General features: G+C 42.3%; 28 protein-coding genes and 10 tRNA genes. 7 read left to right on the top strand and 31 right to left on the bottom strand.

The window, feature by feature from the left end:
* Positions 1-4 precede the first annotated feature (4 nt).
* The 9 genes from I2C87_RS07710 to rsmD form a co-directional block, all read right to left on the bottom strand.
* On the bottom strand, positions 5-1,717 hold the full coding sequence (locus I2C87_RS07710; RefSeq protein WP_195324458.1) for a cache domain-containing sensor histidine kinase: 1,713 nt from the start codon (positions 1,715-1,717) through the stop codon (positions 5-7).
* Positions 1,714-2,448, bottom strand: a complete 735-nt coding sequence (locus I2C87_RS07705) for a response regulator transcription factor (RefSeq protein ID WP_195324456.1) — start codon at positions 2,446-2,448, stop codon at positions 1,714-1,716. The genes I2C87_RS07710 and I2C87_RS07705 overlap by 4 nt, the downstream gene beginning before the upstream one ends.
* 58 nt (positions 2,449-2,506) lie before the next feature.
* Positions 2,507-3,628 (bottom strand): peptide-methionine (R)-S-oxide reductase MsrB, encoded by a 1,122-nt coding sequence (gene msrB / locus I2C87_RS07700; protein ID WP_195324454.1) that lies wholly within the window; start codon positions 3,626-3,628, stop codon positions 2,507-2,509.
* A 12-nt stretch (positions 3,629-3,640) separates the two neighbouring features.
* Positions 3,641-4,201: a redoxin family protein gene (locus I2C87_RS07695; RefSeq protein WP_195324444.1), complete on the bottom strand. Its 561-nt coding sequence runs from the start codon at positions 4,199-4,201 to the stop codon at positions 3,641-3,643.
* Positions 4,202-4,269: 68 nt separating this feature from the next.
* Positions 4,270-4,590, bottom strand: a complete 321-nt coding sequence (locus I2C87_RS07690) for a hypothetical protein (RefSeq protein WP_195324442.1) — start codon at positions 4,588-4,590, stop codon at positions 4,270-4,272.
* Between the two features lie 26 nt (positions 4,591-4,616).
* On the bottom strand, positions 4,617-5,327 hold the full coding sequence (gene ccdA2, locus I2C87_RS07685; protein ID WP_195324440.1) for a thiol-disulfide oxidoreductase-associated membrane protein CcdA2: 711 nt from the start codon (positions 5,325-5,327) through the stop codon (positions 4,617-4,619).
* Positions 5,328-5,488: 161 nt separating this feature from the next.
* On the bottom strand, positions 5,489-6,595 hold the full coding sequence (locus I2C87_RS07680; RefSeq protein WP_229046320.1) for a SepM family pheromone-processing serine protease: 1,107 nt from the start codon (positions 6,593-6,595) through the stop codon (positions 5,489-5,491).
* Between the two features lie 5 nt (positions 6,596-6,600).
* On the bottom strand, positions 6,601-7,074 hold the full coding sequence (coaD, locus tag I2C87_RS07675; protein WP_195324438.1) for a pantetheine-phosphate adenylyltransferase: 474 nt from the start codon (positions 7,072-7,074) through the stop codon (positions 6,601-6,603).
* On the bottom strand, positions 7,064-7,603 hold the full coding sequence (rsmD, locus tag I2C87_RS07670; protein WP_195324436.1) for a 16S rRNA (guanine(966)-N(2))-methyltransferase RsmD: 540 nt from the start codon (positions 7,601-7,603) through the stop codon (positions 7,064-7,066). Before rsmD ends, coaD begins: the two co-directional genes overlap by 11 nt.
* Before the next feature lie 182 nt (positions 7,604-7,785).
* Between rsmD and I2C87_RS07665 the strand changes: the two genes are divergently transcribed.
* Genes I2C87_RS07665 through I2C87_RS10075 form a run of 4 tightly spaced genes read left to right on the top strand, consistent with a single transcriptional unit; the run spans position 7,786 to position 10,532 of the window.
* Positions 7,786-8,463 (top strand): helix-turn-helix domain-containing protein, encoded by a 678-nt coding sequence (locus I2C87_RS07665; protein ID WP_195324432.1) that lies wholly within the window; start codon positions 7,786-7,788, stop codon positions 8,461-8,463.
* 2 nt (positions 8,464-8,465) lie between these two features.
* Positions 8,466-9,878, top strand: a complete 1,413-nt coding sequence (locus I2C87_RS07660) for a Y-family DNA polymerase (protein ID WP_195324431.1) — start codon at positions 8,466-8,468, stop codon at positions 9,876-9,878.
* Complete coding sequence (locus I2C87_RS07655; protein ID WP_195324430.1) at positions 9,875-10,246, top strand: hypothetical protein; 372 nt, start codon at positions 9,875-9,877, stop codon at positions 10,244-10,246. Before I2C87_RS07660 ends, I2C87_RS07655 begins: the two co-directional genes overlap by 4 nt.
* Positions 10,161-10,532, top strand: a complete 372-nt coding sequence (locus I2C87_RS10075; RefSeq protein ID WP_324250061.1) for a DUF5960 family protein — start codon at positions 10,161-10,163, stop codon at positions 10,530-10,532. Before I2C87_RS07655 ends, I2C87_RS10075 begins: the two co-directional genes overlap by 86 nt.
* Before the next feature lie 21 nt (positions 10,533-10,553).
* Here the strand turns inward: I2C87_RS10075 and I2C87_RS07650 are convergent, their stop codons facing one another.
* The 12 genes from I2C87_RS07650 to rlmD form a co-directional block, all read right to left on the bottom strand.
* The gene (locus I2C87_RS07650) at positions 10,554-12,143 is read right to left on the bottom strand and encodes a hypothetical protein (protein WP_195324429.1); all 1,590 of its coding nucleotides are present in this window, start codon (positions 12,141-12,143) and stop codon (positions 10,554-10,556) included.
* A 77-nt stretch (positions 12,144-12,220) separates the two neighbouring features.
* Positions 12,221-13,441, bottom strand: coding sequence for a DNA cytosine methyltransferase (locus I2C87_RS07645; protein ID WP_195324427.1), 1,221 nt, complete (start codon positions 13,439-13,441; stop codon positions 12,221-12,223).
* Positions 13,442-13,487: 46 nt separating this feature from the next.
* On the bottom strand, positions 13,488-14,450 hold the full coding sequence (locus I2C87_RS07640) for a hypothetical protein (protein ID WP_195324425.1): 963 nt from the start codon (positions 14,448-14,450) through the stop codon (positions 13,488-13,490).
* Complete coding sequence (locus tag I2C87_RS07635) at positions 14,440-15,882, bottom strand: AAA family ATPase (RefSeq protein ID WP_195324423.1); 1,443 nt, start codon at positions 15,880-15,882, stop codon at positions 14,440-14,442. Before I2C87_RS07635 ends, I2C87_RS07640 begins: the two co-directional genes overlap by 11 nt.
* A gap of 46 nt (positions 15,883-15,928) precedes the next feature.
* Positions 15,929-18,580 (bottom strand): valine--tRNA ligase, encoded by a 2,652-nt coding sequence (locus tag I2C87_RS07630; RefSeq protein WP_195324421.1) that lies wholly within the window; start codon positions 18,578-18,580, stop codon positions 15,929-15,931.
* A 15-nt stretch (positions 18,581-18,595) separates the two neighbouring features.
* Positions 18,596-19,024, bottom strand: a complete 429-nt coding sequence (locus I2C87_RS07625; RefSeq protein WP_195324412.1) for a hypothetical protein — start codon at positions 19,022-19,024, stop codon at positions 18,596-18,598.
* Positions 19,006-19,596, bottom strand: coding sequence for a GNAT family N-acetyltransferase (locus I2C87_RS07620; protein WP_195324410.1), 591 nt, complete (start codon positions 19,594-19,596; stop codon positions 19,006-19,008). The genes I2C87_RS07625 and I2C87_RS07620 overlap by 19 nt, the downstream gene beginning before the upstream one ends.
* Positions 19,597-19,875: 279 nt before the next feature.
* Positions 19,876-20,223 carry a helix-hairpin-helix domain-containing protein gene (locus I2C87_RS07615; protein WP_195324408.1) on the bottom strand — a complete coding sequence of 116 codons (348 nt, stop codon included), beginning with the start codon at positions 20,221-20,223 and terminating at the stop codon, positions 19,876-19,878.
* A gap of 181 nt (positions 20,224-20,404) precedes the next feature.
* Positions 20,405-20,659, bottom strand: a complete 255-nt coding sequence (locus tag I2C87_RS07610; RefSeq protein WP_154852135.1) for a DUF1912 family protein — start codon at positions 20,657-20,659, stop codon at positions 20,405-20,407.
* Positions 20,660-20,661: 2 nt separating this feature from the next.
* On the bottom strand, positions 20,662-22,008 hold the full coding sequence (locus I2C87_RS07605; protein WP_195324406.1) for a DUF438 domain-containing protein: 1,347 nt from the start codon (positions 22,006-22,008) through the stop codon (positions 20,662-20,664).
* Positions 22,008-22,241 carry a DUF1858 domain-containing protein gene (locus tag I2C87_RS07600; protein ID WP_006596822.1) on the bottom strand — a complete coding sequence of 78 codons (234 nt, stop codon included), beginning with the start codon at positions 22,239-22,241 and terminating at the stop codon, positions 22,008-22,010. Before I2C87_RS07600 ends, I2C87_RS07605 begins: the two co-directional genes overlap by 1 nt.
* A 131-nt stretch (positions 22,242-22,372) precedes the next feature.
* Positions 22,373-23,728: a 23S rRNA (uracil(1939)-C(5))-methyltransferase RlmD gene (gene rlmD / locus I2C87_RS07595; RefSeq protein WP_195324404.1), complete on the bottom strand. Its 1,356-nt coding sequence runs from the start codon at positions 23,726-23,728 to the stop codon at positions 22,373-22,375.
* Positions 23,729-23,885: 157 nt separating this feature from the next.
* On the opposite strand from rlmD, the gene recX reads away from it, so the two are divergent.
* The 3 genes from recX to I2C87_RS07580 all read left to right on the top strand — a co-directional run bounded on the left by recX (position 23,886) and on the right by I2C87_RS07580 (position 25,700).
* Positions 23,886-24,662, top strand: coding sequence for a recombination regulator RecX (gene recX, locus I2C87_RS07590; RefSeq protein WP_195324401.1), 777 nt, complete (start codon positions 23,886-23,888; stop codon positions 24,660-24,662).
* Between the two features lie 87 nt (positions 24,663-24,749).
* Entirely contained in the window at positions 24,750-25,283 is a 534-nt protein-coding gene (locus I2C87_RS07585; RefSeq protein ID WP_048715843.1) for a DUF402 domain-containing protein, read from the top strand.
* Positions 25,284-25,382: 99 nt separating this feature from the next.
* Positions 25,383-25,700 (top strand): DUF960 domain-containing protein, encoded by a 318-nt coding sequence (locus I2C87_RS07580; protein ID WP_048690403.1) that lies wholly within the window; start codon positions 25,383-25,385, stop codon positions 25,698-25,700.
* Positions 25,701-25,773: 73 nt separating this feature from the next.
* On the opposite strand, the gene I2C87_RS07575 is transcribed toward I2C87_RS07580, so the two are convergent.
* From I2C87_RS07575 to I2C87_RS07530, 10 genes are all read right to left on the bottom strand, one after another.
* A tRNA-Pro gene (locus I2C87_RS07575) sits at positions 25,774-25,847 on the bottom strand.
* A 19-nt stretch (positions 25,848-25,866) separates the two neighbouring features.
* Positions 25,867-25,940: transfer RNA gene (locus I2C87_RS07570), tRNA-Arg, on the bottom strand.
* A gap of 36 nt (positions 25,941-25,976) precedes the next feature.
* Positions 25,977-26,050, bottom strand: a tRNA-Arg gene (locus I2C87_RS07565).
* Between the two features lie 21 nt (positions 26,051-26,071).
* Positions 26,072-26,157: transfer RNA gene (locus I2C87_RS07560), tRNA-Leu, on the bottom strand.
* Positions 26,158-26,164: 7 nt separating this feature from the next.
* Positions 26,165-26,236 (bottom strand) — tRNA-Gly (locus I2C87_RS07555).
* Between the two features lie 23 nt (positions 26,237-26,259).
* Positions 26,260-26,332: transfer RNA gene (locus tag I2C87_RS07550), tRNA-Thr, on the bottom strand.
* Positions 26,333-26,349: 17 nt separating this feature from the next.
* Positions 26,350-26,431: transfer RNA gene (locus tag I2C87_RS07545), tRNA-Leu, on the bottom strand.
* A gap of 5 nt (positions 26,432-26,436) precedes the next feature.
* Positions 26,437-26,509, bottom strand: a tRNA-Lys gene (locus I2C87_RS07540).
* 31 nt (positions 26,510-26,540) lie between these two features.
* Positions 26,541-26,613, bottom strand: a tRNA-Asp gene (locus I2C87_RS07535).
* A gap of 2 nt (positions 26,614-26,615) precedes the next feature.
* Positions 26,616-26,688, bottom strand: a tRNA-Val gene (locus tag I2C87_RS07530).
* Positions 26,689-26,691 lie beyond the last annotated feature (3 nt).

Genomic DNA, 26,691 nt, shown 5'->3' with positions numbered 1-26,691 from the left:
GTCTCTATACATGTTCATCAGATGATGAAAGGGGCAAATAAAGAGTGATTTTTGTATAGCTATTGGCCTTAGAATCAATCTCCATATGATAGGCTTCGCCAAATTGAAGATGCAATCGTTGGTCCACATTTTTCAAGCCAACACCTCCTAAACGAAGAAGGGTTTGGTCTGTTGACTCTGATCGGTCAAATCCTCGTCCATTGTCAAAAATCGATACGCAGGCAGAGTCTCCACTGACTTCAGTCGTCACTCGAATGAGACCTGGCCGATCGATCTCTTTAATGCCATGGTAAATCGCATTTTCCACTAAGGGTTGAAGCACTAATTTGGGGAGCTGATAGTCGCTTAACCGTTCATCTTCTAGAATTTCATAGTTGAGCTTTTCACCATAACGTTGCTTTTGAATGAAAAGATACTGGCGGACATGGTCAATTTCATCTCTCAGTAGGATTTGTTCCTGGCCTTGGTTGAGAGCCAGTCGAAAATATTGAGCCAGAGACTTGGTGATGTCGACCACGCGCCGACTATCATTAAACTCCGCCATCCAGACAATCGTATCCAAGGTATTATAGAGGAAATGCGGATTAATCTGAGCCGAAAGTGCCCGCAACTCGTAACGCCGTGCGTTCTGCTCCTCTTCCTTGACCTGTTGCATGAGGTTATCGATTTGGTCCAACATGGCATTAAAAGCTTGAGCAAGGTCCACCAATTCTGGAGATCCTTTGGCTGCAGCTCTCACGTGAGCATCTCCTGCTCCAATCCTCAAAATGATAGTCTGAAGGTCTCGTAAGGGTTTGATCCACAAACGCAGAACAAAGCCAATCCCTATTAAACACATAATCAAAGCTAGCAATCCTAGGCCAATGAAAGAGTACAGGAGCTGCGACTGAAGCATCTGAAGCCCTTCAAGCGAAGCCACTCCAATCAAGGTCCAATCACTATTTGGAATCGGAACCTGATAGATAAAATTCTGCCCTCCTTTTGCATAGCCATCCTTCACAGCAATATAGGGCTGCATGGCCTGCATTTCTTGGCTAGAGGAATAGACCGCCTTTTTAGGATGGTAGACAAACTCATGCTTTTGATTAATGATAAAACTAAAGCCTTGCTTCCCTAGTTGAAGGTGATCCAAGTAAGCCTGAAGGCTATCGTAGCCAATATCCAAGCGTACTACTCCGAGATTTTGACCAGTCTGATCGACCACTTCTTGGGTAATAGAAACCACCCATTTTTCTTTTTCCGAGGTCAAGGATTCCTTTCGAGCTGGCGTCAAGACCGGCATGGCTCTTTCCTTAATCGCCTCTTGATACCAACTTTCATTCATCATATCTGAAGAAGTCTGCATGCTGATTTTGGTATCTGTCGCTACCAGACGTCCGTCCTTAGTCACCAGGACTGCTGAGACCAGGTCCGGATCCGTTTCAATCATCGTTCGCATCAAGTGCTGAACCGTTTCTTGATCTGCACTCCTATCTTGGGCAAATTGGCGAACAGCCTGTTCCTTGCTAAGCACCGTTGTGGTCTGCTTTAATTTTTTTAGATAGGACGTAATAAACTGACTACTTTGATCGATACTATTTCTTGTTGTCCGCTCTGTTTGCTGGCGGATCGTCCCTGAACTCGTTTGATAGTAAAGGCTACCAATAAGACCAAAAAGGAGGAGAATGAAGAGAAAAAAGTAGAGGACCAGCTGAATCAGCAAGGGATATCGTTTCATTCATGCTCTCCTTTTTTGTACTGCCTTGGCGTCACCCCAACAACCTGCTTAAAGCGTTGAGAAAAATAGTTCATATCTTCAAAACCAACCTGATCGGCGATCTCATAAATCTTTAAATCTGTCGTGAGAAGTAAGAGGCGAGCCTTCTTCATGCGCTCTTGGATGAGGTATTCTTGAAAGGGAAGTCCCAATTTTTTCTTGATCAATACACTTAGATAAGAGGGACTGAAACCAAGTTGATAGGCCAAATCCTTCAGGGTTAGCTGGGAATCTGCTAAACGAGTATGAATAGCTTCTTCTAAGTCTGTCGAATAACCATGACTGACCAAATCTTCGACTTGCGCCTTTTTTCGCTCTTGATCGAGTTTTCCTTTCACCTTGGCTAACATCTCTTCGATATCATCTTTTGAAAAAGGCTTCAGCAAATAATCATCTGCACCTAACTTGATGGCTTTCCTCGCAAACTCAAAGTCATCATAACCTGTCAAAAAAATGATATGACAAGACGGAGACTGCTCTTTGACGAGATGGGCCAGATCCAAGCCATTCATTTGTGGCATATTGATATCGGTTAGAAGGATATCAGCTGGTTGATCTTGAAACTTCTCCCAGGCCTCACGGCCATTTTCTGCCTGGTTGATGACGGTCATTCCAAACTGTTCATAATCCACTAAGGAAGTCAGTCCCTGCCGGATAAGCTCTTCATCTTCCACAATCATGATCGCATACATGTCTTTCACCTACTTGTTTTTGCTAGGCTTATTATAGCAAATTGTAGTTCCAAATGTCTCAGACATAGTCTAATAAATAACCGTAGCCCTTTTCCACCATCTCTGCTTTAGGGATGAATTTGATTGACAAGCTATTGATGCAATAGCGAAGGCCGCCTTTTTCCTTGGGACCGTCGGTAAAAACATGGCCCAGATGAGAATTTCCCACACGGCTCCGAACTTCTGTCCGAGTCATATTGAAACTCTTATCCTCCTTATAGATTGCCACATCAGGACTAATAGGACGACTGAAACTTGGCCAACCACAACCAGAATCAAATTTATCCTTAGAGGAAAAGAGCGGCTCACCGGTCACGACATCTACATAAATACCGGCATCAAACTGATCCCAGTAACGATTGGAGAAGGCCCGTTCGGTATCATTTTTTTGTGTCACCGCATACTCTTCAGGAGATAACTTCTTTTTGATTTCCTCATCGCTTGGCTTAGAGTAGCGACTAGCATCAATAACAGGATAAGAAGCCTGATTGACATCGATATGGCAGTACCCATTCGGATGTTTCTTTAGATAATCCTGGTGGTAGTCCTCAGCCTTGATGAAATTAGTCAGTGGCTCTTTTTCCACCGCTAACGGTTTGTCGTATTTTTTTGCTACCTCTTCAAAGACTTGGTTAATAGTTGGAAGGTCTTCTTGAGAGACATAATAGACACCTGTTCGGTATTGAGTTCCTTGATCATTTCCTTGACGATTCTTCGACGTTGGGTCGATAATCCGGAAATAATGCAGGAGCAATTCTTTCAGAGATACCTGCTTGACATTGTAAGTGATATGAACTGTTTCAGCATGGCCTGTTTGAGGGACTAATTCATACTTGGTGGTATCCCCTTTTCCATTGGCATAACCTGATTCGGCATCAATGACACCCGGAACACGGGAAAAATACTCTTCCACGCCCCAGAAGCAACCACCAGCTAGATAGATTTCTCGTTGGTCTTCTGGATTGACTTTTTCTTCCTTCTTTTTGTTTGCTACTGGTGTCTGACTCATGGACGCTTTTTTAATCTGCTCAGTCGTCGCATCTGATGTATCCAAGGCCATGGATCCTTTGATAAGGAAAAAGAGTCCAAAACAAAGCAGGCCCACTAAAAGAACGGAAATGAGTTTCCATTTTGTTTCCATTTTATGTCCTCCTTACTTCATTTCCTTTAGAGTCTGGACAATATCTTCCTTGCTCATATAACCGATATGGGTCTTAGCGAGAGTTCCATCGCTCGCAATAAAGAGAGCAGATGGATAAGATCGAATCCCATACTCTTTGAGCAAGTCGCCCTTACTGTCCATCAAGACTGGGAAATCCTTGTAATCCAAAGACTGGTACCAGTTTTTGAAATCTGCTTCCGATTTTTCACCATTAAAGGTTGGAGCTACAACGGATAAGACCACATAATCCTTACCCTCCTCTGCCTTTGCTAAATCATTTGTGTCGCCTAATGTTGAAAGACAGATTGAGCACCAGGAAGCCCAAAATTTTAGGTAAACTTTCTTTCCCTTGTAATCGGATAAGCGGTAGGTCTTACCGTCTACTCCTTGCAGGTTAAACTCTTGAACCTTCTTTCCAGCTTGCTCTGAAGGTCCCATTGTGGATGTCTGCTTAGTCTCACTTTTGTTGGATGATTCCATTCCTTGGTTAGAGCAAGCCCCCAAAAGTCCAGTACACAAGAATCCTGCAGCTACTAAAGCTAATTTTTTCATGTCTTCCTCCTCTTTAATAAATAGAGAGAAAGTCGCCCAAGCAGACAACCTCCTCTCCCTACTGTCCTTTATTGGTCTGATTTCATGTCAGATGATCCACTCTTTTCATCTTTCATTTCTGAATCGCTGGATTTCATCTCATCTTTTTTCATATCGTCCTTCATTTCAGAACTGCTGTCAGACATCATAGATGAATCTTTCATGTCTTCTTTTTTCATTTTATCATCGGACATGGATGAATCCTTCATGTCATCCTTCTTTATATCGTCCTTCTTCATCATACTACTATCGTCCGTTTTTTTCATATCTGAATCTGATTTCTGTCCAGAACAAGCTGCTAAAGTGACGATGCTAAGTGTAGCAATAGAAAGTGCAAGAATTTTTTTCATGATTTTTCTCCTTTAATCATTCAAGATTAGTGAAACAGGGATGCGAGGCTATTAAGATTTCCTAGCATCAGCAAGATGCCCATCAAGATGATGAGGGCACCACCAATTTTTTTCAAGGTTCCCATATGGGGCTTGAGTTTAGCAAAATGTTGTAAAACCCAGCTAGAAGCTAGAGCCAAGACTAAGAAGGGTAGCGCCAAGCCTAATGTATAGAGCAACATAAGGAGAGCGCCTTGTAAAGCCCCATCTCCTCCAGAAGCGGCAATGGCTAAAACAGAGCTCAAAACTGGTCCGACACAAGGGGTCCACCCAAAACTAAAGGTTACCCCTATCAGAAAAGCATTGAAGAATTCATTGCGTTTTTCGTCCTTCTTCAGTTGGATACTCTTTTGTTTTTGGAGTTGTCTCAGATTGATGAGGCCCATCTGATGGATTCCCAATAAGATGACAATCCCTCCTAATAGGTAACGGAACCAGGGAGCATAGAGTACCTGACCAAGGGCCCCTGCACCATAACCTAGGATGAGAAATACGGTTGATAGACCAGCAATAAAACAGAGGGTCTTGACCAAACCATACCAAGAAATATCTCTTCCAAAAATACGCACCGTTTTTTCATGCTCAGAATCTAATAAGATCCCTACATAGACTGGCATCAGTGGCAAAATACACGGGGAGAAAAAGGATAGAACTCCCGCTAAGAATACTGAAATGGAAAACAAACTGGTTTGAATCATTTCACTACCTCCCTTTCTTTCTGACACTAGTATAAAGAAAAAATCTCTCTAAAAATAGAGAGATTGATATGCAAAAACTTGAATTTGATTGGAAGATGAATATTCCGATCTACCAACATCAGCTCATACTTTCAAGTACAAACTATGTCGAGCAAGCTACTTTAATTCTTTTTCAAATAGTCGATGGCATCCTGCAAGGTTTTGACAGGAACAATTTTCATCTTGGTCTTAATTTTCTTAGCTGTTTCTACCGCTTCGTCGTAGTTGCTCTTAGCATTCGGATTGTTCTTTTTAACTTCCTCTGTCACCGGATTATCAGGGGCAAAGAAGATTTCAGCACCAGCGCGATCTGCTGCTACGACTTTTTTATCCACTCCACCGATATCTCCGACAGTCCCATCATGGTTAATGGTCCCTGTCCCTGCGATATGGCGTCCCTGACGAAGGTCTGGATCCGCTACTTGGGTATAGATGGACAAACTAAACATCATCCCGGCACTTGGACCACCGATGCCAGCTGTCGCAAACTCAATCGGCACGTCACTCTTCACTTCTGTCCGGTCAATCAAGCTAATCCCAATCCCATTCTTGCCATTGACCAACTTAATAATCTTTCCTTCAGCTGTCTTGGTCTGACCATCTTCTGTGTAGGTCACTGAGACCTTGTCCCCAATTTTTTGGGAACCAACATACTCGATGAGCTCTTTTGAGCTCTTGAAGGTTTTGTCATTCACGGCCGTAACCGTGTCCGCAATATTTAGAACGCCTTTGAAGGTAGAGTCTTCTGCTACTTGCATGACATAAACACCTAAGAATTCCATCTCTGTCTCTTTTCCAGCCGTTTTCAATCCTTGGTATTTGGCAGTATTTTGAGAGGTCTCCATATAAAATTGATTGATCCGGAAAAATTCCTCACTGGAACTGCCACCAGTCATTTCTTGTTCAGAGTGGATATCTGTAAAAGGAGTCATCCAGGCATAGACTATATCCGAGAAGGTCGCTTGCTTGACGGCAACAGTGACAAAATCATACGAACCGGATGCTTCATCATTTTTCTGGTTGACGCGCATCACTTGGCGAATATCTTCTGAACTCCCAGGCATTTCCAGATAGTAGGGTAGGGGAACAAAGAAAGCTAGCAAGGCCAAAATCAGAAGCAAGGTCCCAATAAGGGGCCAACGATAGGTTCGCCACACACTATCTTTTTTTCGTACAGGTTCAAATGGGCTTTCTGGTAGCTGAGCCCTTTGTTTCTCAAATTCATTCATTCGTTTTATTTCATCTCCTTTATAACACTCTCTGGGACATAGGCACTGACATCCTGCTGGAAGGTTAGCAACTCGCGGATTCTCGTCGAGCTCAAGGCCTGGTACTGGGGCTGGGCACAGAGATAGATGGTCTCAAGCTCTGGAGCCAGCTGGTGATTGAAGTAGTCCATATTGCTTTCATAGAGGAAGTCCTGGCTATTGCGCAACCCTCGGACCAAACTCGTCACGCCATACCGTCTAGCAACCTCTACTGCCAACTCTGCCTCTGCGGTGATGACTCTTACATTGGGCAAATGAGCCACTGCTTCTGTCACCATGGTTTCCCTTTGCTCAATGGTAAAATAGCCCATCTTCTCATGATTAAAGAAGATGCCGACATACAAGTGATCAAACAAGCGACTAGCTCGCTCTATCAAATCCAAGTGTCCCAAGGTCATTGGGTCAAATGAACCTGTAAATAACCCGATTTTATCTGACATAAACCGTTACCTTACTAATTCCGTAGATTTTTTCTTTCCAGATTCCTAGACAAGCAATCTCCTCAGGCAAGTCCACTGCCTTGTCTGTCTCACAGACGACCATGACCTCTTCTCCCAGCAAGTCTCGTTCAGCCAGAGCCTCAATATCGGCTACGATCTGCTCCTTGGCATAGGGAGGATCTAAGAAGACAAGGTCAAAGGCCCCCTGCAATTGGCCGAGAGCTTGGTGAGCCTCCATCTTCAGCAATTGAAACTTGTGGCTTTCCTTGGTCATTTGGATATTGCTGGCAATAATTGCTTGGGCTCTGCGGTCTTTCTCAACCAAGACAGCCTGCTCCATCCCCCGAGACACCGCCTCGATAGACAGACCGCCTGACCCAGCATATAAATCCAAGACCCGCCCCCCATCAAAATAAGGACCAATCATATTAAACATGGCCCCTCTCACCTTATCTGAAGTAGGCCTCGTTGTCTTTCCTTCGAGCGTCTTAAGAGGACGCCCTCCATAGGTACCTGATACAATCTTCATAGAGATTATTATATCAAAATTTGGATAAAAGATACAAAAACACCTACCTCTCCCATCTGAGATCCGCTTAAGTTAAATCCCTTTCGCTGCTAAAGAAAAATCCTCTCACTTTTCTCTTGAAGTCCGAATTTATTTTTGTTATACTATATGTAACTTTTAAAACGTTACATAGGAGAATGCAGATGTTTGATGCAAAAAAATTAAAAGACCGGCGACTTGAGCTGGGCCTGACCCAAGCTCAGGTCTACGAATCCTTAGAGATTAGTCGCAAGACCTACTCTAGTTGGGAGAATGGCTTAGCAGAGCCACACGATAAAAATCTCAGGAGGTTGGCCAAGCGCCTCTCCGTTAAAGAGGACTACTTTGTCGACAAGAGCTCAGCGCTTTTCACCTACCCTTTACTAACTCCGCCCCATCAGAAGAAGGTCGATCTCTTGGCTAGCCAACTCTTAGCAGAGCAAGAAAAGGTGGTGTCTTTGATCCCTTACCGCGTCCTCTCTATCGACTTGGCAGCTGGACATGGTCATACCTTTTATGACAATGAGACTGACTACGAGACCGTCTATTTCGACCAAGAAATCCAACACGACTTTGCCTCTTGGGTGTCTGGAGATTCTATGGAACCAAGCTATCCAAACGGTTCCGTCGCCTTGATGAAACAGACCGGATTTGACTATGATGGAGCAGTCTACGCCCTCATGTGGAATGGGAAGACCTATATCAAAAAAGTCTATCGAGAAGACGATGGCCTCCGCCTAGAGTCCATCAACCCAGCCTATGATGACCTCTTTGCTCCTTATGAAGATGAACCCAAAATCGTCGGTATCGTGGTCGGCCACTTCCTCCCTCTGGAGGTCTAGACATGCTCTTTGATTATTCACGTGAGCCTAGGTCTGATATTGCTTTTGTGGATATGAAAAGTTTCTATGCCAGTTGTGAATGCGTCCGCCTCGGCCTCAATCCCTTGACTACTTCTCTTTGTGTCATGAGTCGGAGCGACAATTCTGCTGGCCTCATCTTAGCCAGTTCCCCCGTTTTCAAGCAGGTCTTTGGGAAGAAAAATGTCGGACGAAGCTATGATCTGCCCTTTGATCTCAAGACGAGGAAATTCAATTACTACCTGGCCCGTAAGCAAGGCCTGCCGACGGATCCACCCTTTGTCCACTATATCGAAAGTTGGGCCAAGCGCACCTTTATCGTTCCCCCTCGCATGAATGCCTATATCCAGGTCAACATGGAGATCCAACAAGTCTTTCAAGAATTTGCTGCTCCAGATGACATCTACCCCTATTCCATCGACGAGGGTTTTATCGATTTGACCAGCTCTCTCAACTACTTTATCCCTGATCCTCAGCTAGACCGACGCTCCAAGCTGGATCTTCTTTCTGCTCGGATCCAAAAGCGTATTTGGCAGCAAACTGGGATCTACGCTACTGTCGGGATGAGCAATGCCAATCCCCTACTGGCCAAACTGGCCCTGGACAACGAAGCCAAGCACCAGAAAACCATGCGGGCCAACTGGTCTTACGAAGACGTCCCCAGTCGAGTCTGGCAGATAAAAAAACTGACCGATTTCTGGGGAATTGGCCATCGAACAGAAAAGCACCTGAACAAACTAGGCATTCACTCCATCTATGAACTGGCCCAGGCCAATCCAGACCAGCTCAAAAAAGAATTTGGAGTCATGGGCGTCCAGCTCTGGTTTCATGCCCATGGGATCGATGAAAGCAATGTCCATCGCCCCTATCGTCCAAAGTCTCACGGTCTAGGAAATTCGCAAATCCTTCCTTGTGACTACCACCGCCAAAGCGATATTGAATTGGTCTTTCGGGAGATGGCTGAGCAGGTCGCTATCCGCTTGCGTCGGGAAAAGAAAAAGACCCAGTTGGTCTCCATCCACGCCAGCTACTCCAAACAGGAACAGCTCCCCTCCATCCACTGCCAGCGAAAGATTGAACCGACCAACTCTACCGCTCAATTAGCCAAGGAAGTCATCCAGCTCTTCCGTTCCCACTACCAGGGAGGAGCCATCCGGCAGATCGGAGTCTTTTATGGAAAGCTCGTAGAGGAGAGTTTCCAGCTGATTTCCCTATTTGATGACCCTGGACAAACCCAAAGAGAAGAAGCCCTCCAAGAGACCATTGACAACATCCGTGACCGATTTGGATTTGCTTCTCTACAAAAGGGATCTGCCCTATTAGAAAATTCGCGCGCTCTGGCTCGAAGCAAACTGACCGGAGGCCACTCTGCAGGAGGTTTAGATGGCTTAGCATGATTGATCGTTCTTATCTCCCCTATCAGTCGGCACGCGACTTCCAAGACCGGGGCATGGCCAAGTGGGCTGGCTTCTTCCTATCTGAGCATTCGACGGCCTTACAAACAAACCACCTCTCTCTCGAAGAGCTTCGCCTCCTCTCAAACCAAGAAATCCGTCGTCTCCTCGAGCAGGCTTATCAACAAAAGACTCCCCTCTCCCTGTCTACCCTCCAGGATAATCAAATCGCCGTCTACTATGGCAAGGTCTATACCTTAAGCTCCTCTGAAGTCCTCATTAAAAATGGCCAGCACTATCACTCTCTCCTTATTTCGACTATTTTTTCTATTGAACCAGGAGATTCTAGCTATGAAACCCGCTCTGAATAAACACGAACTCCAATTTGATTATTTTTCAGATAATTACCAGCAGTTCGAGCATGATTTTTACCGCCTGGCAACGACTGCGACCCCCTTGGTCTTTTTAGAAGATGACCTGCTCCGATCCATGTCCACAGGCCAGCGCAACTATTTCAGACTCCACCACACCCAGAGTCGCGACCATCGTGACCACTACTTTCACTTTCGCGTCTCCACCCATCCCCAATCCCCACTAACACGGATTTATACCTACCTAGGGCACAGTCCCACCACAAAATACAAAGCAACCTCCTAGATAAACTAGGAGGTTCTTTTATCATGTAGATGAAGAAGCTTTCGCAACCCAACCAATCGCGCCTGCAGGAGGATTGTCCACATCGATCCAGATGAAGTCAATACCAATTTCGCCGTTTTTGAATTTAGAAAGACGGATACCATTGATTTCTAGCTGAGATAATTTCTTACCCGTCAAGATCTCTCTGTCTTTTAACTGAAAGACACCACGAAGAATCCAATTCCCAAGGATTTCTTGCTTATCAGTTGATTGAATGGCCTTCCCAGCTTCTTGGTTGATATAGGCAGTAATCACATCACCTGATGATAAAAATCGTAGCTTAAATGTCCGTTCCTCTTTTGGGAGCGCAAGTTTACTAGTACCTGGCTCAAACCTACCGATCCCTTCACCAAAAAAGTCTGGACGCTCCTCATGAAAATGTTTGGAGTCTGGAAGAGGGATATACACTTCACTGACCGGACGATACACCAGTTGCTCAATTTCTTTAATGAGTTTTTCGTTCCCTGTCTGGTGTACAAAGCGAATCAAGTCCTCACGAATGGACTTCATCTGAGCTTTTTCTTCCTTGGTAGACCATTTTTTCAAGAGGATTTCTTCCAAAGAGAAGGTCACAAAAGCTAGTTCTTCTGGAGCCAGACTATCTTTAAATTTATCCTGAATCTTTAAAATCCGTGGCAAGCGATCCTTTTTGGCCAACTTTGATCCACCATTAAAGGCATTAAAGCCCGAATTTTCTTCTACATTTCCATGTTTGTCTGTAATCATCCACGACACCGTCTCAAGAATCTCCGAATCACTTTTTTCCGAAGTCAACAAATGAAGGTGTTCAAAAAGATAAAAGGGATCTTCGACATAATTTACATCCCAGGTGTCAACTACAATCTCCTTATTCCTAAAGGTCATATGGAGCTGACTATCTGCAGCCGTGTATTTGTAATCATGCTGGCCATCTGTAAAACGGAAATTTGTCGGATTGTTCTTGGTTGTCGAGCCTAGAATTTTGAGATTATCTAGATCAACAGGCAGATAAGTTGTCTCTCCCACATGGATCTGAGGCTTATGCCCTTTCGAGGTCGGCATCAAAACATGATAGACGGCTTCTACGTGACTAGAATCAGAATGAAATCCCTTAATGAGAGCTTTTGAGGATTCAATCCGTTGATTTCGTAAAGACGCAATCTCCCTAGCCAGTTTTTCATAGCGAGCACGATTTTCTTTATCAGCTGTTTCCTTGTCCGGTGAAATATCAGCCTGAAATCGAATTTCACTCAACAGCTCATTCCAAGACTGTGAATCTTTCTTGAACTGAGCAATTTTTTGATCCCCTGAGTCCAAACCAAAGGATTTAATCCCAACCAAATACTTATGTTGTTCATCAACGACAACTGAAGCATCATAAGAGGTGTTGGCAATATCCTCCCCAACTGCATGAAAAGCCTTCTGAAAAACAGTCTCTTGGAATTTTGAATTGACAATCGGAGCAACATAGCTTTCTCGATCATCAGAATCATCGCCTTCTGCTTTTTGAGAGAAAGCCTCACTCAGACTAGCAAAATTGGTAATGAGAGTCTTGTATTTTTCCTTTTGTTCTTGTTTTAGGTGTTCCCACATCATTCAATCCTCACTTCTTATTTAAGTATATCAAAAGAAGACTAGATTTTCACTAGTCCCCTTACTTATATAATTCGTTAAATAATGCTGTAAAATTCAAAATTTCCACGTTTTTTTACCAATCTGAAATAATCTTCATCTGATAAAATGGCAAGACCATCCTCATAGGAGGCAATCTTCTTCTCTGCCTCCTCATAAGTGGAGACAAAATCTTTCACATAAGACTGGCCTTCAAACTGACCATTCATCTTGGTATAGATAATCGCAAATTTTCCTGAACGATCCAGTTGAGACGGCCCATTGCTCTCATTAAGGGCAAAAGCAATCCGCTCTGCAATGCGTTTAATCACAGGAACAACCACACTGTTTCCAGCTTGTTTGTAGAGTTGACCATTGGAAACACCCTCAGGCAACTTAAAGGTCTTTGGATAACCTTGTACATTGAAGGTTTCCTTTGGTGTTAACTTACGAATCTCCCCACTATCTGTCAGGATCAGAGGGACATTGTGCCCGCCTGTTCCCATATTAGCTGTTAAAGTAGGAACAACGCCATTTTTGTTTTCACGGACATACTGACGACGCCATTGGTAAACTGTATCTTGACTGGTCACTTCAAATTTCAACTGGTCGTAGAAATTTTGCTTGCCTTCTCGATAATAGTAGGCCTCATCAGGCTTGGCACCAAAATCAATAACATCACTCAAAGTCGTTGTCAGCTTGATTTCCTCTGGGAATTCAAACAAGTCATAGGCTTCTTTTGTATCAAAACCAACGATGTAGATCCGCTCACGGTTTTGTGGGATATTTCCATAGTCTTTCCCATTGAGTACCTTCCACTTGATGAAGTAGTTGTTCTCAGTCAAAGCCTCACGAATAACCTTGAAGGTATTGCCATGGTCATGACCGACCATGTTTTTGACGTTTTCGATGAAGATGGCACGAGGTTTACGCCCTTCAATCATACGAAGCAACTCAAAGAAAAGATCGCCACGATCATCATCAAAGCCCTTGCGGTAACCCGCAATACTAAAGGCTTGGCAAGGGAATCCTCCCATAATTACATCCACGCGCTCAGCTGGAATGTCTTCCGGCTGTACCGCATGAATATCACGACTATCCAAATGCGTATTTGGATAATTTAAACGATAAGTCTGACGCGCATACTTATCAAATTCATTGGCATACACCACTCTGAACTCGTTGGTTTGTTCAAATCCCAACTCAATTCCCCCAACACCTGAGAAGAAAGCTGCAATATTGTACTTCTCAGATTGGTTCGAACTTACAGAATTTGTCATGTAGTAACCTGCTTTCTAAAAATTATCTTAAGTATGATATTAAAAACTACGTGGAAAACATTCTTATCACTTCTTTAATTTTACTTTTATATAAATCTGATTGAAAAATATATATTCTCAACACATTCTTAGATGATACATTATTTAAATTAGATTGAATTAGATTTTCATTTAACAGAAAGTCTGAAATAAATTTTATTGAATCTTTTCCTTTAAAGAAATATCTAAAATACTCAATCAAAGTTTTTGGGTATGAAATATCAGTAGCATTAGAATTAAAGAAATCTTGTATTTGATTATATAAAGTAGAATTAATGGAGTTTAGATTATTATTTAAATAACAATCTAAACGGTCTGTAAAGTTCTCACCGATTAAATTGGGATCTCTTCCTGGAAAACAAGATCTTATATCAATATTTTTAATAAAATCTGCAAACTGTTTTATTTCACTATCATTTAGTTGAAAAGTTGTAGCTTTATCTTTATGTAATTTTCTAAAAATACGTAGCTTCGAACACTCTAGCAGAGAATGTAAAGAGATTGTGTCTTTATCATTAAGGAAAGACATTATTTTTTCAATCTCATCTATGGAGATACCATTAGATATCAATATAGATTTCAAAATTTTATCTTCAAAAAAATAATTTTCTAGCTCATAATAATCATAATAAAATATTCCTTCATCTTCTCTCTGTGAAGAGCAAATATAATCGTAATCTCTGTCTAAAAGAACTTTAATTTCTTGGTTACTTTTATTCCTGTCATAATATTGCAGTGCCCAATCTTTTCCTGAATAACTATTACCCTCTATCATGTTTGCTGAACGTATAGAAAAATCTACTTTTATACGTTTTAAATACAAATAATTATCAAGAACCTCTTTATCTGTAATCCCCTCAACAATCAATACCTTCTCTGGCTTTGGGAAATCAAAAAAGTCTTCTGCAATATCATCAATTTCTATAATTTCAGGGATAGCACTACCGATTTTGATTGTATCAACACTCATTTGCTTCCTGCTTTCTAACAATCAAAGAATCTACTTCTAGTTTATTAAGTATGTACGGAGAGTGAGTCGCTGATAAAATTTTAATGTTACTTTTCTTTAAAAGATTTTTTAAGAGTTTATTTTGCCATTTAACATGAAGTGACAATTCAGGTTCATCAATTATAATCAAAGAAGGGGTATTCTTTGGAAGTTCAATCGCTGAATATACTAAAAAAGTTATTAATTGTTTTTCACCAGTAGAAAAATCATTAAACTTATCGATGCCTGCTCCTTCTTTAAAAAAATAAAATTCATTTAATTCTGTTTTATTCAACTTTAATTTATTCCCGGAAAAATCCAATAGATTCTCTTGAATATATTTATAATTTTCTAACTCTGAAGCCATTGTTTCATTAAATGATAGGTAAGATTCTTGTAATTTTTGAAACACTTGCATCATTGGTAATGACATAAAAAGATCTAAAACCTTGTCCATTTCTTCATGGTCTTTAGGTTTATTTTTTTTAATCTTATTAAAGAATTTCAATTTTTCTTCAAATTGTTCTGATATTTCTACTAGTTGTTTATTAGAAATTTCTAAATTTAAACTATCATTAATACTTGTTAACTGTTCCAAAATTTTTGTTTGCATCAAGAGTTCAGGTGATTTGAATTTAAGAGCATCCTCTTTCATACCTAGTATGCTATTTTTAGCGAAATCTCTTAAAAGAATATCAAGATTATTTGATGAAATTTCATTTAATGTCCTTGAATATTCTCTAAGTATATCTTCAATATCTGTATTTGAGATACCAATTACCCTTCTATCTATGTCTCCAAATGATGTGAACTTACGAAGTCCATCCCTCTTGAAATATTTCATCATTGAAGTATCATATAAATTTGAGAAATATGACTCAATATCCAAATCTATACGTCTATATGTTGGGAAGTATAGTAAAGATTTATTGATTTCTGTAATATTAGGCTTAAATTCATTTTCATTAATCGCTGCCAATAACTCTATTATAGTACTTTTATCTTCTAAAAAATAAAATAAATTATCATTTCTATCTTCTTGGTATAATATTTTATTGCTACGTTTAATACTGTTTACAATAATGTTATTGTATAAATTTGAAGAAATTTCAATTTTTAAATTTTTATTTTTAATCTTATATCTGATGATTAATTGTTTTAAGATATCGTTTTTTTTGAGTTCAATATTAATTTCATTCATAAATTCAAATTCAGATTGAAATTTAATATTAATCTTATCAAACTTCATTTTGATTAGTGTAGGATAATTACCGACTAATACATTATAGATTATATTTAAAATCGTAGTTTTACCATTACCATTGTCTCCGGTAATTATTACTGATCTCTTAGAAAAATCAATATTAATATCTTCTTTATCAAATAGATTTTTTATAGTAACTTTTTTTAACATTGTATCTCCATTTATCAAAACACGGCATTCCGCCGTGTTTCTATGTTTATTTCACGAGTTTCTTCATCTCATCAATACGCGCTATTGTCGCGTCGTATTTAGCTTGGTAGTCGGCTTGTTTGTCGCGTTCTTTTTGGACGACTTCTGGTTTGGCATTGGCTACGAAGCGTTCGTTAGAGAGCTTCTTACCGACCATATCCAGTTCTTTTTGCCATTTAGCTAGTTCCTTGTCGAGACGAGCCAGTTCTTCTTCGACATTGAGGAGGTCTGCCAGTGGCAGGTAGATTTCTGCTCCTGTGATGACGCTTGACATTGCGAGTTCAGGTGCAGGGATGTTTGATGCGATTTCCAAGTGTTCTGGATTTGTGAAGCGTTTGATGTAGTTGACATTGCTGTTAAAGAAGGCTTCCAAGTCGCTATCGCTAGTCTTAACAAGAATCGTGATTGGCTTGCTTGGTGCTACGTTTACTTCCGCACGCGCATTCCGAACGGCACGGATCAAGTCTTTGAGGCTTTCCACACCAGTGTGAGCTGCAAGGTCTTCAAAGGCTGGGTTGACAGTTGGGTATGTTGCTGTAACGATAGAACCTTCTGAGATTTGTCCAAAGATTTCCTCTGTCACGAATGGCATGATTGGGTGAAGGAGACGAAGGATCTTGTCCAAAGTGTAAAGGAGAACAGAACGTGTGATAACTTTCTCTTCTTCGTTGTCGCTATAAAGAACTTCCTTGGTCAACTCAACATACCAGTCCGCAAACTCATCCCAGATGAAGTTGTAGAGGATGTGGCCAGCTACACCAAACTCAAACTTATCAAAGTTCTCAGTGACTTTGCCGATAGTTTCATTGAGGTTGTGGAGAATCCAGCGGTCTGTGACATTTCCAGCTTCCTTGTTAACCACTTTTTCCACATTAGCCGTTGCTTGCTCAAGGGTCAAGCCTTCATTGTTCATGAGGATGTAGCGAGAGATGTTCCAGATCTTGTTAATAAAGTTCCATGAAGCATCCATTTTCTCGTAAGAGAAGCGCACGTCTTGCCCTGGTGCAGAACCGTTTGAAAGGAACCAACGAAGGGCATCGGCACCGTATTTCTCGATAACATCCATTGGGTCAATCCCGTTACCGAGTGATTTAGACATCTTGCGTCCTTGCTCGTCACGAATGAGACCGTGGATAAGCACGTTTTGGAATGGCTGACGGCCCGTGAATTCCAAGGATTGGAAGATCATACGAGACACCCAGAAGAAGATGATGTCGTAACCTGTTACCAAGGTTGAAGTTGGGAAGTAACGTTTGAAGTCTGCTGAGTCGACATCAGGCCAGCCCATAGTTGAGAATGGCCAAAGGGCAGAACTGAACCAAGTATCCAAGACGTCTTCGTCCTGAGTCCATCCGTCGCCTTCTGGAGCTTCTTCACCGACGTACATTTCACCCTCAGCATTGTACCAAGCAGGGATTTGGTGACCCCACCAGAGCTGACGAGAAATAACCCAATCGTGGACATTTTCCATCCATTGAAGGAAGGTATCGTTGAAACGAGGTGGGTAGAATTCTACCTTATCGTCTGTATCTTGGTTGGCAATAGCATTCTTAGCCAATTGGTCCATCTTGACGAACCATTGCGTAGACAAACGTGGCTCAACCACGACACCTGTACGCTCTGAGTGACCAACACTGTGGACACGTTTTTCGATTTTAACGAGGGCACCGATTTCTTCCAACTTAGCAACGACTGCCTTACGAGCTTCAAAACGGTCCATGCCTGCAAATTCGAAGGCCAAGTCGTTCATAGTTCCGTCGTCGTTCATGACGTTGACTTGTGGCAAGTTGTGACGTTGACCAACCAAGAAGTCGTTTGGATCGTGGGCAGGTGTGATTTTCACGACACCAGTACCAAACTCAGGATCTGCGTGCTCATCACCAACGATCGGGATCAGTTTGTTAGCAATAGGAAGGACTACGTTTTGACCAATCAAGTCCTTGTAGCGTGGGTCTTCTGGATTGACTGCAACCGCAACGTCCCCAAACATGGTCTCAGGACGAGTTGTCGCAACTTCAAGGGCGCGTGAGCCGTCTTCCAGCATGTAGTTCATGTGGTAGAAGGCACCTTCGACGTCCTTGTGGATCACCTCAATATCAGAAAGGGCTGTGCGAGCTGCTGGGTCCCAGTTGATGATAAACTCACCACGGTAGATCCAGCCTTTCTTGTAAAGGTCCACAAAGACCTTGCGAACCGCTTTCGACAAACCTTCATCAAGAGTGAAACGCTCACGAGAGTAGTCCACAGAGAGACCCATCTTGCCCCATTGTTCCTTGATGGTAGTGGCATATTCGTCTTTCCATTCCCAGACCTTGTCAAGGAATTTTTCACGACCGAGGTCATAACGCGTAATGCCCTCACCACGCAAGCGCTCCTCAACCTTAGCCTGAGTCGCAATCCCCGCGTGGTCCATCCCTGGAAGCCAAAGCGTATCAAAACCTTGCATGCGTTTTTGACGGATGATGATATCTTGCAAAGTCGTATCCCAAGCGTGACCGAGGTGGAGTTTCCCAGTTACGTTTGGTGGTGGAATGACGATTGAATAAGGCTTAGCTTTTTGATCGCCTGAAGGCTTAAAAACATCTTCGTCCAGCCATTTTTGGTAACGACCAGCCTCAACCTCGGCTGGATTGTATTTAGGTGAAAGTTCTTTAGACATGTGTGTGTCCTTTCTCTATTTTTTTAAATCTTCTAATAAAACTTTATTAACTAACTCTTGAGCAGAAAGTTTATCTTTTTTATCATCTCCGATAGGTTTTAAATTCCTATTTGTACTTATGTAGATAATAGTGCCGTTGATATTTAAAGGTAAAACTTCAGTTTTTTTCCAGCTTACATTTCCCTTTATACTCAACCAAGGATAGCCTTTTAATTTATTTAAACTATATCTGTCATCTTTTTCCAACTGTTTAAAAATACGAGTAAAATAATCGTTTACATCTTCATTCTCATTAGCAAGATAATCAAAAATATCCTCATCTTTTTTTACAATTTCTTTTAAATTTTTCTCTTCAGGATTCTTTTTTGATACAGTCCATGTAACCCAAACTCCAATGGCAGCAATTAAAACTCCTGCTAAACTAATTAAATCACTTGTTGACATATATTCTCCTTATTTATATATCCCCACTCACTCTTCAGCAAGCCATATCTCAAATCATCACAGCGGTTGCCTTGAGCATCTTTGCGGTCTCTTATGCGAGCTTCGAGGGTAAAACCAAGTTTCTCAGCGACTCGTTGACTTTGGATATTGTAACCAAAGCAAGACAATTCTACCTTGTGAAGCCCCAGTTCTTTAAAAGCCAGGTCAATCAAGGTACGTGCCGCTTCGGGTACATAGCCTCGCCCCCAATAGTCTGGGTGCAAGGTATAGCCAATCTCCAGCACATCGTCTTCGTGGCGATGATTGAAGTCGACAGAACCAATGACTTTATCCGTCTCTTTGACAACAATTCCATAGCCAGCCGGGATATTTTCCTTTTCATTGCGCTCAGGAAGGATATGCTCTAGGTAATAAATCTCATCTTCCAAGGTCTTGACGGGTGGAAAACCTGCTGGGTAGGAGACTTCTGGAAGACTAGCGTAAGCATATATGTCCTCTGCATCAGCCACTGTTCGGACTCGTAAGACTAGACGCTCCGTTTCGATTCGTTCTGGCAACTCTGCTCTTGTCATTTTCCTCCCTCGCTTTCTACAAAAAATCGCCCCTGTCATCAATCTGACAGGGACGAATGTGTTTATCCGCGGTACCACCCAATTTCGGGCAACGCCCGCAACTCTCGTCTTTAAAACAAAAAGACATTATTATTTCATTTTCATCCATTAGCAACCAGTTTTGACACATTTGTGGACTTCTCAGCACCGCCACTTTCTGTAAAATGTGGGACTCAAAACACCTCTAACAGCTTCATTTTATCAAGTTTTCCTGGAAATAGCAAGAAATCACAAAAGCGATTATTTAAACTTGACACCAAGTTCTTGCAATTTTTTGATGGTTGCTGGGCCGATTCCTTTAAGGGCCAACAACTCTTTCTCCGTCCAGTTTGCGAAGTCCGCAACAGAGCGAATACCTTCATCATAGAATGTTTGCGTACGATCTAGTGCTACACCTTCCAAGCTTGCAGCGAATTCTTCTACTGAAGAAGCTGCTTGTTTCACTTCTTTCGCTACTGCTTTTGCTGCTTTCTCAACCTTCTTAGGTGCTTCTTTAACAGCTGCTCCTACAGTTGCGACAGCTTTTTTCAAAAGATGTCTATTTTGATGTTTGTATTGTTTCGCACGGTTAACGTTCTTCTTTGCCATTTTTCCTCCTACGTATCCAGTAATCAATCCCTAAGGCAACAAGGTTTCATCACCAATATTACTTTCGATAATTCGTTGATGTCTGTTCAACTTTTTTATTGTAACACAATCCCTCGAAAAATCAAGTCATTGCACTATTCTCAGCCAAATCCAGCCAGTAAAAGGTCTTCACAAAGAGCTTTTAATAGGTTCTCTCTCCAAACAAGCCATCTGGAAGATCGTGGAATCCTTTCCCCTCGTGGTAGTTAGTAAACTTCCCTTGAAGGAATTGATAGGCATCCAAGCGACTCTCGTAGCGGATCATAGCTTCCTTGGCCCGCTCGTCCTGATCCTCTTCATAAACCTTCTTGCTTTCTGTCAGGGCCATCTCATTGATCATGACCTGGGTCTTGATCCAGGCCTCAAATTCTTTCATAAATTCTTTTTCGTAGCTCATTCTTACTCCAATCCTCTATAAAATCCACTATCGATTTCCCGATAGGGTTGGATATCCTGGACATATTCCAAGACACCTTGAAAATCTCCTGCTTCATCACGCACTGCCGCATAGGTGACATGGACAAATTTCCCACGTGATTCGGATTTGAACCACATTTCGTACTTGTCTTTTTTCCCTTCTCGAAGCCCTTGCATGATGGCTTTGACCTTCTCCAAATATTTTGGCGGGTGACACAGCTCAACATTGCGTCCTACCTGCGACGGCGTCCGTTTGAAGATCATCTCCTCAAAAGGCGCTACATCATTGTAATACTGGAAGATATCATCTTTATTAACAAAGGTGATCTCCATCGGTAGATGGTTCAAGATCAAATTCGCCTGCTCCACCGATAAAAATCCATGGCCAAAAGCTTGTGGTTGCTGGCGGTCGAAGCTCTCTTCTTTTTTCTTAGGCTTGAAGGTAATGGTCAATTGTCCCTCAGGAGTCTCAATGACCTGACGGTGCTCATCTCCATCTGAAGAAGGAATGGCCTCACCTGAACCTTCTGACTCTCTTGCTCCTTCTTCCTTGAAGTCCACGCGTTTTGGCACCCATTTCTCACTCGGAATGATAATAGCATAACCATAGGCATCACTTTCTTCCGAGATGGAGAGCCAATCATCCTGAGTAAAAGCCTCCAGTAAAATCATCAAGAGGATCGATTCTTCCTTGAAGATCATAGCCTCAAACTCTTGTGCAAAGGCTTCAAAGCTCTCTTTGACTTCAGAAATACCAGAATCCGGCAGTTTCTTGGCCGCGTCCATCGCTTTCGCAAAGAGTTCTCGAATCTGGTCATCCACTCCCCACATGACTTTAGGGGGGGAATCATGCCCATAGCGTTCCATAATGGGGAACATCAATTCTTCTTTGCGACGGTAATGCCGATCAAATTGACCCACCAGGCCTAGCTGACGCAAGAGGCCCTTGTGAATCTCCTGGATCATCTCAGGATCCTCCGTCGTCTCATAATTATCCAGCAAGCGACGGACCCGCATCATAGCGGCCCGAAGGGCTAGATTCTCCTGTTTAAAAATCTGAACTGGGTGACCTGGATGGTCTGTATCTGCCACTTCGACCCCTTGTACAGCGTTCTTAAAGAGATTGGCGTGGACATCGCATAGCTCCATGACATCCTCAAAGGTGATACCTGTATCGGAATTCATCAGTTCATGCTCCATGAGGGAAATCTCAATCGCAGACACCCCGCTAAAGGTCGCATCAAACCGTTCCTGAACCGACTCAGGAGAAGCCCCATGATGAAGGTCTAATAAGATGTCTCTTAAGACATGAATTCGTTCATCACTCATTAATCTAGCCCCACTACTTCATAGCCATTAGCCTCTAGTGTTCGTACAATCTTCTCCATAGGAGTGCCTTCTAATTTTGATCCTTGTTTTAAGGAAACCTTACGCCCAACTGTATTTCGCATGATCGGATTGGCTAAGGGTTTAAAGCCCAACTCCACCAACAAGTCCAATACTTCCGGATGTTGATCAATGACTTGAGCAACGGGAATCGATACATCAATTTTATTATCCATCTTTCACTCTCACATTCTTCTCTCATCTAAGCTCCTAGGAATCTAACGCTCCTCCTGGGAAAGCTCATCGGCCCTCTGATTGGCCTTTTCATACATGATTTGCCAAATATCCACTGTTGATTCCTATTTGATTAAGCTTTCTTGACCAATTTCACCACAGCCTCTGTCCGTGCTGTATGGGGAAACATATCCACTGACTGGATGTAGATGACATCATATACCTTGGTCAAGTCCACGAGGTCCCGCGCCAGGGTGGAAACATTACAAGAAACGTAGACCATCTTTTGAGGGGCATAGCGCAACAAGGTGTCAATCAATTGAACCCCCAGTCCTGTCCGTGGTGGATCCACAATGACTGCATCTGCCCGATAGCCTTCCTTGTACCAACGAGGAATAATTTCCTCAGCCGTCCCAGCTTCATAGTGGGTGTTATCAAATCCCATCTGCTTAGCATTGTACTTGGCATCCTCAATCGCTTCAGGGATAATGTCCATCCCCCGGACACTCTTGACCTTGTCTGCAAAGGCAAAACCAATGGTCCCAACCCCACAGTAGGCATCAATCAAATGATCCTCTGGGGATACATCTAAGGCTTTAACAGCTTCACTATAGAGGACTTCTGTCTGCTCAGGATTTAACTGGTAAAAGGCCCGAGGAGACAAGGAAAATTCATAATCCAAGACCCCTTCTCGAATGGTCTCCTGTCCCCAAATAATCTGTGTCTTCTCTCCATAAATCTCGCTAGATTTGGAGGTATTCAGATTGACTGCCACCGTCACAATTTCAGGGTGTTTTTCTACCAAATCCGCGACCAAGTCTATTAAATTAATCTGCCGACTCGTCACCACGATCATTTGGACCTGTCCAGTCTTACGAGCTCGGCGCACCATGATTGTTCGAACACCCAATTGCTTCCGATCATCTGAAATGGGAATCTGGTAGTAGGTCAATAACTCCGCTACATGGTTAGCGATTTCCTGAATGACCGGATCCTGGACCAGACAGTCCCTTAATTCCACCAAATAATGGGAATTTTGGGCGTACAAACCAGCCTTGACCTGCCCCTTAAATTTACGCGTCTGAAATTGAAGTTTGGCCCGATAATACTGTGGTTTTTCCATCCCAAGCGTCGGATGGATCAGATAATTTTCATACCCCTTAGGTGCATATTTTTTTAAGGCCTGCTGTAACAAGTCCGTTTTGAACTCCAACTGCTTGCTGTACTTCAGATGCATAATCTGGCAGCCCCCACAGGTCTCATAGATATCACAGGTTGGCGTTACCCGATACTTGGAAGCCTTGTTGACAGACAAGAGCTTGGCTTCTGCAAAGTTCTTTCGAATCGCAGTAATTTGGCAAAAGACATCTTCGCCCTTTAAAGCCCCAGGCACAAAGACCAAGGTTTTCTTGTAAAAGCCAATCCCTTCTCCATTAATTCCCATTCGCTTGATTTTCAAAGGAATTCTTTGTTTAACTTTTAGATTCATATGTCTATTATACCATGTAGTTTCTCATTCGTTTAGAATATGATAGAATTGAAAAGAAAAACAAGGAATTACAGACATTTCTCAATTAGAATACGAATTATATAGAGAGAAAGATTGATCATAACCCCCAAAAAAATCGAAACGAAACAGGAAACCTATGAAAATCACCAAATTAGAAAAGAAAAAACGTCTCTACCTTCTAGAGCTGGATCAAGCCGAATCCCTCTACATTACAGAAGACACCATCGTCCGCTTCATGCTCTCACGAGACAAGGAAATTAGCCAGAAAGAACTCAAGGAAATCCAAACCTTTGCCCAGCTTTCCCATGCTAAGAATTTAGCCCTTTACCACCTTTCTTTTAAAGCCCGTACAGGCCGCGAAGTTCGCGACTACTTAGCCAAGCATGAAATCGACGAATCAACTATTGATACCGTCATAAACACCTTAAAAGAAGACAAATGGATCGACGACTTGGCCTATACTCGGGCTATCTTTCAATCCAATCACCTCTCAGGTGACAAGGGACCCTATCTCCTCAAGCAAAAGCTCATTCAAAAAGGAGTCTCTTCCCACTATATAGATCAGATCACCTCAGAATTTGATTTTTCCGAGGTAGCTCAACGAACTGCCAAAAAATTAGCCAAACAATACGCTAAAAAACTTCCACCAAGAGCCTTAAAAGATAAAATCACACAAAATCTTATCAATAAAGGCTTTAGTTATGGATTAGCCAAGCAAGCCTATCACCAGTTGGATATTGAGCCAGATGAAGAACAAACACTCGATCTGATTATGAAGGAACTGGAAAAGCAACATCAAAAATATTCTCGAAAATATGAGGGCTACGAGCTCAAACAACGCCTCACTCAAGCACTAGCGCGCAAAGGCTACGACTACTCTGACATTTCTACAGCACTTCGAGAATTCCTTTAAATAAAAATTCACATGAAAATCCCTTATTTTCATGAAAATATGATACAATATAGAGGATGTACTTAGATTGTAGAAAGTTGGTAAGTTATGAAACTACCTAAAGAAGGCGACTTTATTACAATTCAAAGTTATAAACATGATGGAAGTCTCCACCGAACTTGGCGGGACACCATGGTACTAAAAACTACGGAAAACGCACTGATAGGCGTCAATGATCATACTCTCGTTACAGAAAGCGATGGTAGAAGATGGATTACAAGAGAGCCAGCAATCGTCTACTTTCATAAGAAGTACTGGTTCAATATCATCGCTATGATCCGCGATAATGAAGTGTCCTACTATTGTAATCTAGCCAGTCCATTTTATATGGATCAAGAGGCACTAAAGTATATTGATTATGATCTTGATGTCAAAGTGTTTCCTGGTGGTGATAAGAAACTGCTGGATGTAGAAGAATACGAACAGCACAAACGCAAAATGAACTATTCAGATGACATTGACTTTATCCTAAAAGAAAATGTCAAAATCCTTGTAGATTGGATCAACAATCAATTAGGTCCTTTCTCTGAGGAATACATCAAAATTTGGTACAACCGTTATGTTGAACTGCGAAATAAATAAAGTTGAAAAGAGCGAAAGCTCTTTTTTTCGAACTTAACACTTGCAATATCCACCTAAAACAAGTACTATGTACTTAATAAAAAGAGGAAGGGAGATACTATGGCGTTTACGAATACTCGAGGTCGCTATGCAAGTTTTGGAGTCATGACTAGCTTACCAGATGATATTATTGACAGTTTTTGGTATGTCATTGATAACTATCTCAAACATGTTTATCCCTTAAATTCTGTTTTAAAATTTGAACTCATTAATCGCAAAGGAAAAACAACCTTGCGCTTCAGTCAAAAAGACTTCCCCTTAGAAATTGCAGTTGATTTCCTAATTCCCTTCGACCCCTATTATCCAAGACAAGTCAGAATTGTCGATAATAAAGGACGAGAAACCATCATGCTGATTGACGAGTATCAATTGTTATAAAAGAAAAAGGCCACACGGCCTTTTTTTCGTTACAAACAAAATAAAAAAGGTCAAATGACCTCTTTCACATTTATCGGGAAGACAGGATTCGAACCTGCGACACCTTGGTCCCAAACCAAGTACTCTACCAAGCTGAGCTACTTCCCGAACTAAAGCTTACGCTTTATGCACCCTAGAGGAGTCGAACCTCTAACCGCCTGATTCGTAGTCAGGTACTCTATCCAGTTGAGCTAAGGGTGCTCGTTTCTATTCTATTGCTACATAGTCTTGCGACCATGCACCCTAGAGGAGTCGAACCTCTAACCGCCTGATTCGTAGTCAGGTACTCTATCCAGTTGAGCTAAGGGTGCTTCTTCTCCAACCTAAGTCTATGCCGAGGACCGGAATCGAACCGGTACGATCGTTACCAATCGCAGGATTTTAAGTCCTGTGCGTCTGCCAGTTCCGCCACCCCGGCCTCCTCAAGCGAACGACGGGATTCGAACCCGCGACCCCCACCTTGGCAAGGTGGTGTTCTACCACTGAACTACGTTCGCATCTGTTTCTTTATATAAAAAAATGCCGGCTACATGACTTGAACACGCGACCCTCTGATTACAAATCAGATGCTCTACCAACTGAGCTAAGCCGGCTCATTATTATTCTTTTATGCGGGTTAAGGGACTTGAACCCCCACGCCGTAAAGCGCCAGATCCTAAATCTGGTGCGTCTGCCAATTCCGCCAAACCCGCTATAATGACCCGTACTGGGCTCGAACCAGTGACCCATTGATTAAAAGTCAATTGCTCTACCAACTGAGCTAACGAGTCGTATCATTATCTGCTAGAAACTTCGTTTCTACGGTCCCGACGGGAATCGAACCCGCGATCTTCGCCGTGACAGGGCGACGTGATAACCGCTACACTACGGGACCTATGGGAGTTAACGGGATCGAACCGCTGACCCTCTGCTTGTAAGGCAGATGCTCTCCCAGCTGAGCTAAACTCCCAAA

It is taken from the genome of Streptococcus sp. 1001283B150225_161107_H12 (assembly GCF_015552665.1).
GTDB lineage: Bacteria > Bacillota > Bacilli > Lactobacillales > Streptococcaceae > Streptococcus.
This window is presented reverse-complemented; position numbering and strand designations above follow the sequence as displayed.